The organism is Bradyrhizobium sp. 197 (assembly GCF_023073375.1).
Classification (GTDB): Bacteria; Pseudomonadota; Alphaproteobacteria; order Rhizobiales; family Xanthobacteraceae; genus Bradyrhizobium.
In genome coordinates, this window is record NZ_JADPJJ010000134.1 from 12,496 (window position 1) to 27,391 (window position 14,896).

Below are 14,896 nucleotides of genomic sequence, written 5' to 3' on the forward strand. Positions count from 1 at the left end.
ACCGCGATATTTCCAGATGCGGCGAAGGCAGCATGTGAGACGGCCTCAGGCCTTGCGCTTGGTCACTCTCGCATTTCGAGGGTTGCCCGCGAGCCATTCCCTGGAAGCGGTGAATTCTGCTTCCAGGAATCGCCTGACTTCACGAGTCAATTTTCTCAGGTCGCTCTCGCGCCGGCGCAGCAGCCATACGTTCATCGTAACTGTCTCTTGCGGCAAGACCTGAACCAGTCCCTCGGCTTGCGCGAATGGTACAGCAAGAAGCGCAAGCCCGAGACCGCAACCGGCGGCGGCGAAATGGTTGGCAATTGGGTTGACCCGAACAACGCTGCGGATGCCCGCCGCTTCCGAGAAATACTCCAACAAATCCCTCTGATTGGGCCGAACGTTGCGGAAGGAGACAAAATCGGCAGTATGGCCGATGATGTCGTGATCCCTCAGCTCTGACAATGACCGAGGCGCGGGGCGTCCGGCAAGGTACCGCTCGGAGGCAAAAATCCCCATCGGCACGTCCGCGACCCGCTTTCCAATGAGATCGTTCTCGCCGGGATCTCCCATCCTGATGACGTAGTCCAGATCGCTCGTTGCCAAGCTCTGCTGGTTCACCGTGGAGATGATTTCCAGGTAGATTCGACTATCGCGCCGTCGCAGCTCCGCAACCCGCGGGAGAAGCCAGTGCTTGGTCATGCCTTCGGTCGCCGATATCCTGACCACTGACGATCGTTGCCCGACGCGCGAACGCAGATCGCGATGAAACGACTCGAATGCGAGCATCATATCGCCGGCCGAGCGTTGCAGGTCCTCGCCTTCCCGCGTCAGCTTCACCCCGGACGAGGCGCGAAAGAACAGGGGAGCGGCCACGTAGCGCTCCAGCTCCTTCAGACGCCTGCTCAATGTCGGTTGGCTCATTCCCAGTTCGTGTGCGGCACGGTTGACGCTTCCAGTTCTCGCCACCACGGAAAACAAGCGAAACAAATCCCAGCTTGCCTCGGTCATGCTCTCGTCCTTTGCGCAAGCGCTTTTGGTTCCTGATCGCCGAGTGCGAACGACGTCGCAGGACCCGGAAACACAAGCGAAAAAGCCATCAAAGCCTGGCCGCTATTCAATATTGCGTTCCCCGTTCAACAAAATCGACATGGCCTTCCTCGCAGTTTGGGGAAATATGCCAAACGGTCGAACAACGGACACAGCGATGGCACAGATTAAGCTCGAGGCGATCAGGGATTTCGTGGGCCAGAATTTCGGAACATCCGACTGGGTCACCATCGACCAGCCCATGATCGACCAGTTCGCGGCCTGTACTGGGGACAGGCAGTGGATCCACGTGGATGCGGACCGCGCGAGCAAGGAAAGTCCTGTAGGCGGCACCATTGCCCACGGCTTCCTGAGCCTGTCATTGATTGCGCCACTTGGCATGGACCTGGGGCTCGCTCCGGTCGACGCATCTGCCGTCTTCAACTATGGTCTGGACAAAGTCAGGTTCCTGACACCCGTAAGATCGGGTAACCGCGTTCGCCTTCAGCTTTCCATGACAAGTGTCGAACCGAAGGACAACGGGCGTATGCTGATCAAGGGCAACGCGGTACTTGAGATCGAGAATAGTCAAACGCCGGCTCTGGTCGCCGAGACGCTGACGCTGGTGGTCCCTTAGCCCTCCACCGCCGCGAACGGTGTCACTACAAAACCGCAGGCCGCCAGACCAAGACGTTCAGGAAGACGATAGCACCGAAGTCAGACCACCATCGACGGCAAGGATCTGTCCGGTAATGTGCTTGCCGGCGTCGCTGGCGAACAGAACCGCGGCACCTTTCAGATCGTCCTCATCACCGATGCGGCGCAGCGGCGCGCCAGCGGCGAGCTTTTCGACCCCGACCGCTTCGATCGTTCCCTTTGTCATCTTCGATGGGAAAAAGCCAGGCGCCAGAGCATTGGCCGTAATTCCGTAACGCCCCCAGCTCCCCGCCAACGCCCGCGTGAAGTTGACGACAGCGCCTTTGCTTGTGTTGTAGGCGACCGTCTGCATATCCCCGGAACTTCCGAACAGGCCCGCGATCGAAGCAAGGTTGACGATGCGGCCATATTTGTTCGGTATCATCGAACCCTTGGCGATCTGTTGGCTGAGCAGGAACAGCGAGCGGATGTTCAAGTTCATCACCTTGTCCCAGGCTTCGATCGGGTGATCTTCCGTCGGCGCGCCCCAGGTGGCGCCCGCGTTGTTCACCAGAATGTCCACCCGTCCGAGCTTCTTGATCGTTTCGTCGGCGAGGCGCTTGACGTCTTCGTCCCTGGAATTATCCGCTGCGATCCATTCCGCCTTGATGCCGAGCCCGGCAAGGTGCGCCTGGGCCTTTTCCAGGTCTGGCGCCTTGCGAGAGGAGATCACGATCCGTGCTCCTTGCTCACCCAGCGCCTCGGCGATCTGCAACCCAAGGCCACGGGAGCCTCCCGTAACAAGAGCATTCCTGCCGGTGAGATCGAATGCCTTCTTGATGCTTCCCATGGTCAAATCCTCTGGTCCGGAGCGAAGTTCTACCAAGCGGTCGTGGGATCTCTATTTCCCGCGGAATACTGCCGAGCGGCGCTCCACGAATGACTGGATGCCTTCTTTCATGTCTTCGCTGCTGAAGACGCGATCCTTGATCTTGGGAATGTAATCGATCGCGGCTCTCTCGCCGGCCTCGATGTATTTCAACGCGGCCTCCTTCGTCACCTGAATGCCGATCGGCGCGTTCTTGGCGATCAGATTCGCAATCTCCATCGCGCGCGCAATCTGCTGGCCGGGAGCGACGACTTCCTGAACAAACCCGATCTTGTAAGCCCGCGCGGCATCGAACTCGTCGCATAGGAACAGGTGATACATCGCGTCTCCCCAGCCCGCCCGTGTCAGATATCGGAAATGGGCACCACCAAGAGGCGCGATCCCGCGCTTGGATTCCATCTGACAGAACCGTGCGTCGTCGGCCGCCACGACGATGTCGCCAGCGAGCATCATTTCGATGCCAATCGTGAAGCAGATCCCCTGCACTGCCGTCACGATCGGCTTGCGACACCGGCTCTTCAACGCGAACGCATCGATGTTGTCGGGCTTGATCTCGGTATTCTCGGCCTTGGGTCCGAAGAATTTCGGCATATCCAGCCCGGCCGTGAAATCCGGGCCCTCGGCGCAAAGTACCCCGACCCAGTAGTCGTCGGTGCGGTCGAGAAGCGTCATCGCATCCGACATCTGCGCCATCATCTGCGGACTGAACGAATTCTTCTTCGCAACGTTGTCGATGATGATCTTGAACACATGCCCGTGCACCTCGGTGCGGATTTGGCCGACCTGGGTTTTCGTGTCGTTCATTGCCAGTCTCCGAATTGCTTCCAGGCGACTGCGCAAGGACACGCAGGCTCCTCCCGTCGTCGACTGCCGGGCAGCCGATCATTCGTTGCCAGCCAGCTTGGACCGATCGCCGCAGCACCGGCTACCCAACATTTTCGATAGCCGTTATTCAGTAGCGACGAACCCTGCCCCGACACCCTTCATCGCTCGGATTAGCTCAGCGCTGCGAATGCAGTTCGTTCGAAAGCCATCAATTCCTCTGTCCGGCCGTCGCGTATCTTCAGTAGCCACTGCGGATCCTGAAGCAGCGCCCGACCCACCGCGACAAGATCGAACTCCTCGCGATCGAGGCGGCGGATTAACTCGTCGAGGGACGCCGGACGCGAGCTTTCTCCGCTGTATGCAGCGATGAATTCGCCGGTCAGACCGACTGACCCGACCGAAATCGTCGGTACACCCGTGACCTTCTTCGCCCATCCGGCGAAGTTCAAGTCGGAACCATCGAACTCCGGCTCCCAGAAGCGCCGTTGCGAGCAATGCAGAACATCTACTCCGGCGTCGACCAGAGGTTTGAGCCAGGCTTCCAACGCGCGAGGCGTCTCGGCCAGCTTCACTTCATAGTCCTGCTGCTTCCACTGGCTGATGCGGAGCAGTATCGGAAAGTCCGGTCCGACCGATTTGCGAACCGCGTGGATGATATCAGCGGCAAACCGCGCCCGACCCGGCAGGTCCTTGCCACCATAAGCATCCTCGCGGCGATTGGTGCCCGCCCAGAAGAATTGATCGATCAGATAGCCGTGCGCGCCATGCAATTCGACGGCGTCGAATCCCAGGCGCTTCGCCGCAAGCGCTGCATCGGCGAAGGCGCGAATGGCGTCGGCGATGTCCGCTTCGCTCATCGGCTCGCCAAATTTCTTCTCCGGTCGCGACAGACCGGACGGACTGTCGTAAGCACCCGGAGGAGACCAATCCTGGGCGCGGGTGCGAACGGCTCCGACGTGCCATAGCTGCGGTGCCATCAGGCCACCGGCGGCATGCACCTCGTCGACCACACGCCGCCACCCCGCCAACTCCTTCTCACCGTGAAAACGGGGAACATTCGGATCGTTCAGGGATGCCGGACGATCCACGCCCGTGCCCTCCGAGATAATGAGGCCGACCGCTCCTTCGGCACGCCGACGGTAATACTGCGCGACGTCGCCGGTCGGGATTCCGCCCGGAGAGAATGAGCGCGTCATCGGCGCCATCACGACCCGGTTCGGCAAGGTCAGCCCTTTCAGCTTGAAAGGCCGGAAAAGAACGTCGCTGGACATCCGTGCTCCATGATTCAGTTGATCGCGTGGCTCAAATCACCTGCGCAGCGTGTTCAGACGATACAATTCATTTCCCGTCGGCGCTGAGTACACTACCAAATTGCTCCCACGTGGTCCCATTCCAGCGCTGCAGCTGCAGCTGCGTATACGCCATACTGCTTTCGGGGCCCGTGTTGATGATGACACCTGGTATAACAGTGGGAAGCGACAACCCGCGGATGCTGCGCGATTGCCTGACGATATTCTCCCGCGAGAGATCGTTGCCACATTGCTTGAGTACCTGCTCCAGGATCTGTCCCTGCTGGGTCCCGAACAGATAATTGTTGTCTCCGATATCTGCGCCCGGCAGGTATTTGGCAAAGAACTCGCGGTACCATTTGATGCCGGGATCGTCGGCCCACTTCTTATCATTCGGATCCTTCGTGATTGTCGCGGCGACTATGCCTACGGCCTTTTCCGGTCCTGCGGGGACGATGGTCGAAGACACCGAGCTCGAAACAAAGTTGATCAGGAACAGCGGCTTCCAAGCTATCTCATCTGCCTTCTTGATGGCCTGCGCTGCGAATTTTGGCGTGCCGGCCACCAAAAACGCCGATGCGCCAGACGATTTCAGCGAAACGACATGGGAATCAATGGTCGGCTCCGTCACTTCGTAGGACGACGCGACGACTTTCTTGTCGAAATCGTCCTTCAAATAGCCCTTGAATGCATTGACGAAGTCCTTACCCAGATCGTCGTTCTGATACAGGATGGCAATCTTCGCGTCCGGCCGGGTCTGGGTGATGTATTTCGCGTAGATTCGTCCCTCGGTGTCGTAGCTCGGCAATCCCGTCGTGGTCATGGGGAATTCAGCGAAGTTCGTGAATTTTGTGACTCCGCTCACAACAAACAGATGCGGGACTTTCTTCGCGTTGACGTACTTGATAGTAGCGCTGATGCCGGGCGTCCCCAGCGGGCCGAACAGGAACGCCACCTCGTCACTTTCCACGAGTTTCCTGGTCTGCTCCACCGTCTTGGGGGGACTGTAGGCATCGTCGTAGGTGACGAGGTTTATCTTCCGCCCGTTGATGCCGCCGCGCTCGTTGATAGAATTGACGTAGGCGATCATGCCCTTTCCGGTATTGCTGAGCGGCGAAGCGGGGCCGCTGAAAGGGAACGTCGCTCCTATCTTTATCTCGGATTCAGTGACGCCCGGCGTCTGCGCATGCGCCCCGGCTATGGATGCCGCGAGCGCGGCTACAATCATGACGCTTCTCAACATTGTCATCTCCCTTCGGCGACAAGTCCGTCGCTCACGTTCTTTCTTAAACCGGCATATTGCCGTTCAAATCATCCTGACGCCCGTCAGCCAGCGGCGGCCGCACGCGACGCCTTCGGGGCGGCCTGTTCGTTCGCCATCTCTCGCAGCTTGTGTTTCAGTATCTTGCCGGTGGAGGCCGAGGGCAGAGCGTCGAGCACGATCAATTCGGTTGGACGCTTGTAGGACGTGAGCAATTGGGCCGTATACGCCTTTAGGTCTTCCGCGCTGATGCTCGCACCGGGGAGAAGCTGAACGAACGCGACGACCTCCTCGTTGCCCTCGACCTTTCGTCCGACGACGGCCGACTGAACGACCTGGTCGTGCGCGTTCAGGACCGCTTCCACCTCGGCGGGATAAACGTTGAAGCCGGAGCGGATGATGAGCTCCTTGGTGCGGCCGGCAATGTAGAGATGCCCCTTGCCGTTCACCCGCGCGAGATCTCCCGTGTTGAACCATCCCTGCTCATCGATCGCCGCCGCTGTCAGGTCGGGCGCACGATAGTAGCCGAGCATGATGTTCGGACCTCGTACGTGCAATTCGCCCACCTCACCGGTCGCCACCTTTTTTCCTTGTCCGTCCACGATCCGGTGCTCGACGCCGGGAAGAAAAGGGCCGACCGACTCGTCCGAGACAGGCTGTTCCGAACGGACACCCGACAGGCCGGGCGAACATTCGGTTATGCCGTAGTTGTTCAACAGCGGGATTCCAAACTCGTCCTCGATCCGCTTCTTGAGATCGAGGTCTAGCGGAGCGCCAGCCACCGCCATGATCCGCAGGCTGCCCCGCTCGAGCCGTTGGATGCCCTTGACCGCCTTGTGCTCAAGCAGCCGCTGATATGTGGCAGGCACGCCGAATAGGCTCGTAATCCCTTGCTCGGCGATGGCATGAGCCAGCGCAGCGGGATCGGCCTTGGCCACGACGTGCAACGTGCCGCCGTGCATCAGCGTCGAAATCAGTAGGATCGCATACCCGACGATGTGCGACATCGGCAGCACGCCGTAAATGCGGTCGCCTGGACTGCTTCGTCGAAGGATTCCCGACGTCCTTGCGGTGAAGAGCAGATTGCGGTGGCTCAGCATGACGCCCTTCGGCGCACCGGTCGTGCCCGAGGTGTATAAAAGGCCTGCGACCTGGCGGGCGCCATCCTTCTCGACGGGCTCTGCTTTCGCATCCGCATTGAGAGGACCGACACCGATTCCACCAAATGGTCCGACGGCGCCGATTTTCGCTCCGACGCGAGTGGCATGATCGGCCGCTTCCTTCGACAGAGCCGAGTTGAACAGAACGCGTCTGGCGCCGCTGTGCGTCCCAATCAGGTCGATCTCTCGGGGCGAAAGGCGGGGATTGACCGGAATACCCCAGGCATCGAGCTTGCTCGCTGCGAAGAGCATCACGCCGAGGGCCACGCTGTTCTCACTGGCAATCATCACGCGATCACCGGGCCTGATGCCCAACCCGGCGAGATTCTTTGCAGCAGCGTCGACAGCATCCGAGAACTGCCGGTAGCTCCAGGAACGCCCGCCTTCCACGAAGGCCGGATGATCCGGAATATCCCGCACGAACGGCGCGTAAACCTCGTGCACTCTGGACGGCAGGCCGTCCAGCAGTTCGGCTGCGGTAAGCTCGTCCACGCTCCTCATGCCATCCTCCCTCGCGCCTTGTTTTCGGCAGCGTGCGCGGCCTCCTTCAACCGGGAGGTCCGCACCCTTCATTCATATCGGCCCGCGGAGTAAACCGTTCTAAAATAGAACTGTCAAGACGAGCAGACGTCAATGTGCCAGAGAATGGCGGAATTCTTGGTGCAGAAATCGAATTCCAATTTAGAATTGGCGATCTCCGCGCACTTGTTCGGAGGGATCAGCTGAGCGTAATTACCATTTCTCGACCCACGGCCGCAGCACGACTTCAAAAGCCCAGGTCGACCGATGCTGGCGGTGCAGCTGCAGATAGGTTTCCGCAATATGGACAGGGTCGGCCATGTTGTCTTCCACGGTCGTCCCCGCCAGACGGTGCGCGCGGGTCCCGTCTTCCTGAGTCCAACCGATCGCGGCATCGATCGGCACATTCGCCACATGGATTCCCTGCGGCATCAATTCTCTCGCCATGCTTTGCGCGAGTCCGGATTTGGCATGGCACGCCATCGCAAATGCACCACTCGATGGAAAACCCTTGAGCGCCGCGCTGGCGTTCGTAAAGATTAACGTTCCTCTCGTACCATTGACGTCGGGTTCGTTTCCGAGCATGAGCCGAGCTGCCTGTTGACCTACCAGAAACGCGCTGAATGCCGAGTTTCGGATTGTTTCGAGCGCCATTATCGGGTCGGCTTCGAGAATGTCCTTGCGGAAAATGCCGGGAACGCGGCCATCGATGTTATGCACGACAAGCCTCGGCGCTCCGATCTCTCGAGCGACATTCGCGAACAGCTGTGCCACGGCCTCCGGTTCGCTTGCATCGCAGGCGTAGCGACGTACGCCGTGCACCTTTTCGAGAGTCTCAAGGACGGCTTTTTCCGGATTCCTGGCTGCGACGGCGACACGCATTCCGTTTTCCGCGAACAGCCTGGCGCAACTCGAACTGATGCCCGGGCCACCGCCGACAATAAGTGCGACGTCCTGCTGGAAAGGCTGTGTATCGCGGTTGGATTCAGTCATGTCGTTTCCTCATGCACTTGGTGCCGGCCGGCGTATGGCGTCGCAACGCAGGCGGCACCGTTACGGAACTATTGTTTCACCGCGATCACGACCTTGCCCTTTGCGCGCCCGGTCTCGACATAGGCGAGCGCGTCGCCGGTTTTTTCGAACGGGAAAACCTTGTCCACGACCGGACGGATCACGCCGGATTCGATCAGGGACGTGATTTCGCGTAGCTGCTGTCCCTGCGCTCGCATGAACAGGAATGAGAAGCGCACACCAAGTTTTCTGGCTTTCTTCCGCACACCATGGCTCAGCAAACGCAGCACCAGTTTCAGGAAGATGTTCATCCCCTGCTCCCTCGCGAATTCGGGGTCGGGCGGCCCGGAGATTGAGATGAGCAGGCCGCCCGGCTTGAGCACGCGCAGAGATTTTTCAAGCGTCTTGCCGTCCTGGCTGTGCAGGACCAGATCGTAGCCCGACAAGACTTTCTCGAAATCCTGGGTCTTGTAGTCGATGACCAAGTCCGCGCCGAGGCTCTTGACCAGCTCGACATTCTTCGCGCTCGTCGTCGTCGCGACGACCGCACCGAGATGCTTGGCGAGTTGGATCGCGAAACTCCCCACCCCGCCGGAGCCCGCCTGGATGAAGACCTTCTGGCCGGGCCTCAGCTGGCCCACCTCGACTAGCGCCTGCCAGGCGGTCAGCCCCACCAGCGGGATGGAAGCGGCCTCTTCCATGCTGATGTTCGAGGGCTTCGGCGCCACGTCGGCTTCGTTCATGGCAATGAATTCGGCGAATGTTCCGATCCGATGATCGCGCGGCCGCGCATAGACCTCGTCGCCTGCCTTGAATCGCCTGACATTGCGGCCAACCCTGACGACCGTCCCGGCAACATCGTGGCCCAGAATGAAGGGCGGACGATACGGCAGGATGAGCTTGAATTCTCCATTCCTGAGCTTGGAGTCCAGGACGTTCACAGCAGTTGCGCGAACCCGAACCAGGACATCATCGTCCCGCAACTCCGGTTCTGGCATGGTTGCCGAGCGCAGAGCCCCTTTCTTCTTATATTTGTCGACGACGAATGCCTTCATGATGTCATCTCCAATTTGAAAATATGGTCGCGGCGTCAGGCGTCGAGGAACGACAGCGCCTTCGGCACGAAATCGGCGTGGTACTGGAAAATCCCGCCGTGCCCGGCATCTTCGTAGATGACCAGTTGGGCGCCCGGAACACGCCGTGCCATGTCGGTGCTGTTTGCGGTCGGCACCATGATGTCGTTATCGCCATTCGCGATCAGGACCGGGATGCGGAGGCTGCCGAGATCCTGAGGCGCCTGCTGGCCCCAGCTCTTGATCGCCTTGAGCTGCCGCAACAAGGCCACTGGCGTGGCTCCTTTGTCCCGATTTGACTTACGCTCCTTCAGCCTTTCCAGAAAGGCCTTTGCGGCCCGGCGGCCATTGGCTGTGGAGGTGAAGAACAGATAGAATTTCGGGTCTCGCAAAGTCAGCAAGCCCTTGATCATCAGCGGCCAGGACACCGGCCCGACCTTCTCGATACCTTTGCCGCCTGCCGGGCCCGTGCCGGTCAGAATCAGCTTTCGCACGAGACCAGGGGCCTTCAGTGCGATATCCTGGGCTACGAAGCCGCCGAGGGAAAAGCCGAGCAGATCGACTTTTTCAAAACCCAGCGCGGCGATCAGAGCAATCGTATCTTCTGCCATTTCGCCAACGCTAACAGGCGCTTTCCCGCCTGAAGCGCCGATGCCGCGGTAGTCGATCGCGATCACGCGATGCCTGGTGGCGAGCCCGTCGACGATCGGTGGATCGAAATTGTCGAGAACCGCGCCCCAATGGTTGAGAAGGATCAATGGCACGCCAGTGCGTGGACCGATATCGCGATAGGCAAAAGTTGTTCCTGCAGCACTGATCGAAAGATTCGGCGCATCGACATAGCGCACGACCGATCCTGGGTGGCTGACATAAGTTGACATCACTTACTCCATAGTTCGGCTGACACCGGAATCCCTGAGATCAGAGGGATATCGGATGACGCGGTTCTTCCTGTGCGCACGAAGAGGTGCACGTGTTGATAGGCCGCTATGTTGGCCTTGGCCCGACGCCAGCCCAATGCTGGCGGAAGCACCCGGCATCAGCGCAATTCCGCGTCCTCGGCTCCGGTCTTCCCAATTTGGTGTGGAACACCGACGAATGATCTGTTACTATCAATTTAGTATCAAGTCACTACTAAAATGAGACTTACATGAAGAAACCTTCGGCCCAGCCTTGCCTGATCGCCCGAAGCCTGGCGCTGGTCGGAGACGCATGGAGCATGCTGATCATGCGCGACGCCCATGCGGGACTGACCCGCTTCGACGATTTTCGCAGGAGTCTCGGTATCGCGCCGACGATGCTGACGGGGCGCCTTTCGGCGCTGGTTGACGAGGGAGTGCTGGAGAAGCGCCGTTATTCAGACCGTCCGCCACGGGACGAATATGTGCTGACGGAAGCCGGGCGCGACTTCTTGCCGGTCCTATTCGCGATTGGTGCGTGGGGACGCAAGCATCGCAGCGGAGGCAAGGTGACCCGGTTCTTTGATGCCGAAAACGGAACGGAGATCGATCCCCTCACCATCGACCGCGCGACCGGCGCTCCGATCGGAACGCGTCCCATTCGTATCGCCGCAGTCGAATGAGCAATTAGAGCGTTTCATTGCTTAATTGAATCGGAGGGGATTCCGGTTTCTGGCGGTTTGTGATTCAAGATGCTGACTGGATTGGAGGCCAGCATCGCATGACCCGACCTCTTTCCCTGGATCTTCGCGAGCGAGTGGTGGCGTCGGTTTTGGCAGGCGAGAGCTGCCGGTCTATGGCAGAACGGTTCGGCGTTGCGGTCTCGTCAGTTGTGAAGTGGTCACAGCGGCAGCGGGCGACCGGCTCGGTTGTGCCTGGCAAGATGGGCGGACACCGCAAGCCTGTACTTGATCCGCACCGCGCCTTCATCGTCGAGCGAATCACTCAGACGCCCCACCTGACGTTACATGGCCTGAAGGCGGAACTGGCGGCCCGTGGGGTCAAGGTCTCGCACAACGCGGTCTGGCTGTTCCTGCGCCGGGAAGGGCTGCGGTTCAAAAAAACACTGTTCGCTCTTGAGCAGGCTCGGGCCGACGTCTCTCGTAGGCGTCAGCGTTGGCAATCCTGGCAGGCCGGGCTCGATCCGGGCCGGCTCGTCTTCATCGATGAGACCTGGATCAAAACCAATATGGCCCCTTTGCGGGGCTGGGGGTGCCAAAGGGGCACGCCTGCGTGGCTTCGCACCGCACGGTTACTGGCGTACCCTCACGTTCCTCGGCGCGCTCCGCCACGACCAACTCACGGCACCCTGCGTCTTCGACGGGCCGATCAACGGCGAATGCTTCCGCGCCTATGTTGAGCACCTTCTCCTGCCAACCCTGCGCGAGGGCGATATCGTCATTCTCGACAATCTTGGAAGCGACAAGTCGAAAGCTGTCAGGCAGATGATCCAGGCCGCTGGCGCCAGGCTCTGGTACCTGCCGCCATACTCCCCCGACCTCAACCCGATCGAACAGGCCTTCGCCAAGATCAAGCATTGGATGCGGCAAGCTCAGAAGCGCACCATCGAGGACACTTGGCGACACATCGGTCACCTCGTCCACGACATCCAGCCTCGTGAATGCGCCAACTACTTCGCTAACGCCGGTTATGCTTCAGTCAAAAAGTGAAACGCTCTAGCTTGGCAGCTCCAGCTTGTGCGGTTGCGGGTACGGCCCGCTAGGCCTTCGAAGTCATGACCTGAAAGAGTTTTACCTGTAAGTCGGCGGACGCTTCTCAATAAAAGCCCGGACAGCTTCGGCGTGCTGCGCAGTGCCCGCCGCGAGGACCATCCTCTCGGCCTCTTGATCTAGTGACGTCAAGAAGTCGGCCGACAGCGCAAGGTCGAGATTATCCTTCATGGAGGCATAGGCGCTCGCCGGGCCATTCGCCAATGCTCTCGCCATTTCGAATGCTTCGCTTTGCAGTTCGGAATCAGACACCACGCGATTGATAAGGCCCAATGCTTCGCAGCGCCGTGCACTGATCCGTTCAGACAGAAACATCAGTTCGCGAGCACGTGCCGTCCCGGCAAGCCGGGTCAACAACCACGAAATGCCGTAATCGCCGGTGAGCGCAATCCTGGCATAGCCTGTCGTCATGATCGTGGATTCGGCCGCGATACGAAGGTCGCAAGCGAGTGCGATCGCAAGCCCGGCGCCAGCCGCCGGTCCCGGCAAAGCTGCGATGGTGGGCTTCCGCACCGAAACAAGTACGCCGGTCAGGGTTCGCTGACGTTCCCGCAATCGCGCAACCTTGTCGCTGAATGACATCGCCGGCGCGGCAGCGTTGCCGCCCATTCCCTTAACATCGCCGCCCGAACAGAAGGCAGTGCCTGCACCGGTAATCAGGAGGGCTCCGACCTCAGGATCATCTCCATTCTGTTTGATCATCCGGCGCAACGCCGGCGTAAGATGATCGGACAACGAATTTCGGGCTCCGGGCCGGTTCAAGGTAATCACCGCGACGCGATCCCGGATCGCGCACAGCAGTTCGTCCGTCCCCGCATCAACCGCGATGGATCCATCAGTCATGTTCCTGACCTTTCAAGTCCCGCGGAGAGCTCTCCAAAGTGACCCAGCGCGCCGTGCCCGTGTTCGAGCGTTACCAATTTTCGTTGAATGGCCGCAGTTCCGTGAGAAACGACCAGGCCGAGCGATCCTGACCGTAGAGATGCAATAATTCGTCGGCGATCGCCGCCGGCTTGATGAAGAACTCATCCGGTTTGTCGCTCATCCGCGCGCGCATCCGGGGCGTATCGATAACGGCGTCGATGAGAACGTAGGAGACGTGGACGCCGAGAGGTCCTACTTCACGTGCGATCGACTCGGCCAGAATGCGCTGCGCCGCCTTCGTCGGCGCGAAGCCGGCGAAATTGGCTTTGCCTCGGATCGAAGAGGTGTTGCCGGTCACCAGGATTGCGCCCTTGCCCCGAGCGATCATGTCAGGCGCCACTTCTCGCGACAGGTACAACAGACCCATCACGTTGACTTCGAAGTTGCCCTTCAGCATCTTCGGATCGATCTCGCGAAAACTCCCCCAACCCCCTCCGACCGCGTTGTGGATGAGAATGTCCGCCGCGCCAAAGCGGCGCTTTACGTCAGCGACTGCGGTCCGCACCTGAGCCTCCTCGGAGACGTCGCAGGTCACCGCGTGCACGTCCGGAAGCTCTTGCGCAAGTCGATTGGTGAGCTCCGCTGAGCGGGCAAGCGCGATGATACGAAACCCGCCAGCAGAGAAGCGCTTGACGATGGCAGCTCCCGTGCCTGGCCCTACTCCGGTCACGATTGCGATTGGTTTCTCGGTCATTCGACGCTCCCTTCGAGCTATTGTCCGGCCGCTCTCTTATGAATTCGCTCGGATTGCGACTGATAGGCGGCAGCTTCGTGCCCGGACACCAGGGTCAAACGCACCGGGACGTTCTTGTGGTAGGGCGTGCCCGCAATGGGATCACGGTTGCCGCTCTCGGTGAGCAGATTGATGCGCGGTCCGTTGATCAGGCGCTCTCCGTCTGATGTCGGGTATGCCTGACCGTAGCCGTGCGGCAGCGCCAACTGGCCGTTCCGCATGGCGTCATCGACCTTGCAGCGGACGACGAGCCGCCCGACCGCCGACTCGACCGCGATCCAGTCACCATCCTTCGCGCCCAACTCGCTCAGATCGCTCGAATTGATCAACAGGGCGCCGTCCGGGTCGTCGCGACGCCACGCGGGATCGCGAAATATCTGGTTGGCATTGAACATGCGGCGACCACCGGCCGCCAGCATGAACGGAAACTCCTTTGGCGCGCCCGCAGCCTGCGGATCGAGACGCGCCAGCCATTCCATCATCTGCGGGACGACCAGCCGAACCTTGCGATCCGAATGGCTGATCAGTGACCAGACCTCGTCATACTTGTGCCGGGTGACCGCCGTGCCCTGCCGGGTCGCCACAATGGTGTTGAACAGAAGGTCTCCGAGCTGCTGGTCCGTCACCTGGTCGGATGCGCCGATCGCCCGCCGTACCGCTTGCGGCGACCGCTTCGCGCAAGCCAATGCCGCGCTCCACAACGGAGCCGCGGCCGCCGTGTCATCCGGAAGCGTCTGCCCTAGGGTCTGTACCTGATTAGCGAGTTCTGATTCCCTGGTGCCAAGTTGATTCGGCACGGGGGACTTCGATGCGCAAAGGACTGTTCTGGCTCAACGACAAGCAGTGGGCTCAGATAGAGCCGCATCTGCCAACGAA

Annotated in this window: 15 protein-coding genes; 3 read left to right on the top strand and 12 right to left on the bottom strand. The window is 60.0% G+C overall.

Annotated elements, in window-relative coordinates; all coding sequences use genetic code 11:
- Positions 1-45 precede the first annotated feature (45 nt).
- The gene (locus tag IVB27_RS29550; protein WP_247341829.1) at positions 46-993 is read right to left on the bottom strand and encodes a LysR family transcriptional regulator; all 948 of its coding nucleotides are present in this window, start codon (positions 991-993) and stop codon (positions 46-48) included.
- Positions 994-1,189: 196 nt separating this feature from the next.
- Here IVB27_RS29550 and IVB27_RS29555 point away from each other — a divergent pair, with 196 nt between their 5' ends.
- Positions 1,190-1,648, top strand: a complete 459-nt coding sequence (locus IVB27_RS29555) for a MaoC family dehydratase (RefSeq protein WP_247446424.1) — start codon at positions 1,190-1,192, stop codon at positions 1,646-1,648.
- A 57-nt stretch (positions 1,649-1,705) separates the two neighbouring features.
- Here IVB27_RS29555 and IVB27_RS29560 read toward each other — a convergent pair whose 3' ends face one another.
- The 8 genes from IVB27_RS29560 to IVB27_RS29595 form a co-directional block, all read right to left on the bottom strand.
- Positions 1,706-2,497 (bottom strand): SDR family oxidoreductase, encoded by a 792-nt coding sequence (locus IVB27_RS29560; RefSeq protein ID WP_247341823.1) that lies wholly within the window; start codon positions 2,495-2,497, stop codon positions 1,706-1,708.
- A gap of 51 nt (positions 2,498-2,548) precedes the next feature.
- Positions 2,549-3,340: a crotonase/enoyl-CoA hydratase family protein gene (locus IVB27_RS29565; protein ID WP_247341820.1), complete on the bottom strand. Its 792-nt coding sequence runs from the start codon at positions 3,338-3,340 to the stop codon at positions 2,549-2,551.
- A gap of 191 nt (positions 3,341-3,531) precedes the next feature.
- A complete protein-coding gene (locus IVB27_RS29570) occupies positions 3,532-4,632 on the bottom strand; it encodes an NADH:flavin oxidoreductase (RefSeq protein WP_247341817.1) in 1,101 nt (366 codons plus the stop codon).
- Between the two features lie 67 nt (positions 4,633-4,699).
- Positions 4,700-5,893 (bottom strand): ABC transporter substrate-binding protein, encoded by a 1,194-nt coding sequence (locus IVB27_RS29575; RefSeq protein WP_247347916.1) that lies wholly within the window; start codon positions 5,891-5,893, stop codon positions 4,700-4,702.
- Between the two features lie 83 nt (positions 5,894-5,976).
- Positions 5,977-7,572 carry a class I adenylate-forming enzyme family protein gene (locus IVB27_RS29580; protein WP_247341895.1) on the bottom strand — a complete coding sequence of 532 codons (1,596 nt, stop codon included), beginning with the start codon at positions 7,570-7,572 and terminating at the stop codon, positions 5,977-5,979.
- Positions 7,573-7,803: 231 nt separating this feature from the next.
- A complete protein-coding gene (locus IVB27_RS29585) occupies positions 7,804-8,583 on the bottom strand; it encodes an SDR family oxidoreductase (RefSeq protein WP_247341810.1) in 780 nt (259 codons plus the stop codon).
- Between the two features lie 68 nt (positions 8,584-8,651).
- Entirely contained in the window at positions 8,652-9,656 is a 1,005-nt protein-coding gene (locus IVB27_RS29590; RefSeq protein ID WP_247446425.1) for an NADP-dependent oxidoreductase, read from the bottom strand.
- A 35-nt stretch (positions 9,657-9,691) separates the two neighbouring features.
- Complete coding sequence (locus IVB27_RS29595) at positions 9,692-10,555, bottom strand: alpha/beta fold hydrolase (RefSeq protein WP_247446426.1); 864 nt, start codon at positions 10,553-10,555, stop codon at positions 9,692-9,694.
- A gap of 269 nt (positions 10,556-10,824) precedes the next feature.
- Here IVB27_RS29595 and IVB27_RS29600 point away from each other — a divergent pair, with 269 nt between their 5' ends.
- Together IVB27_RS29600 and IVB27_RS29605 are read left to right on the top strand one after the other, a co-directional pair.
- On the top strand, positions 10,825-11,256 hold the full coding sequence (locus tag IVB27_RS29600) for a winged helix-turn-helix transcriptional regulator (protein WP_247341799.1): 432 nt from the start codon (positions 10,825-10,827) through the stop codon (positions 11,254-11,256).
- 98 nt (positions 11,257-11,354) lie between these two features.
- Positions 11,355-12,303, top strand: a protein-coding gene (locus IVB27_RS29605) for an IS630 family transposase (RefSeq protein WP_247341796.1) whose coding sequence is annotated in 2 segments (ribosomal slippage) — positions 11,355-11,843 and positions 11,845-12,303 — 948 coding nt in all. Because the reading frame shifts where the segments join, the coding sequence is not laid out codon by codon here.
- Between the two features lie 81 nt (positions 12,304-12,384).
- On the opposite strand, the gene IVB27_RS29610 is transcribed toward IVB27_RS29605, so the two are convergent.
- The 3 genes from IVB27_RS29610 to IVB27_RS29620 all read right to left on the bottom strand — a co-directional run bounded on the left by IVB27_RS29610 (position 12,385) and on the right by IVB27_RS29620 (position 14,706).
- Entirely contained in the window at positions 12,385-13,206 is an 822-nt protein-coding gene (locus IVB27_RS29610) for an enoyl-CoA hydratase-related protein (protein WP_247341793.1), read from the bottom strand.
- A 70-nt stretch (positions 13,207-13,276) separates the two neighbouring features.
- On the bottom strand, positions 13,277-13,981 hold the full coding sequence (locus IVB27_RS29615; RefSeq protein WP_247341791.1) for an SDR family NAD(P)-dependent oxidoreductase: 705 nt from the start codon (positions 13,979-13,981) through the stop codon (positions 13,277-13,279).
- Positions 13,982-13,998: 17 nt separating this feature from the next.
- Positions 13,999-14,706, bottom strand: a complete 708-nt coding sequence (locus IVB27_RS29620) for a molybdopterin dinucleotide binding domain-containing protein (protein ID WP_247446427.1) — start codon at positions 14,704-14,706, stop codon at positions 13,999-14,001.
- Positions 14,707-14,896 lie beyond the last annotated feature (190 nt).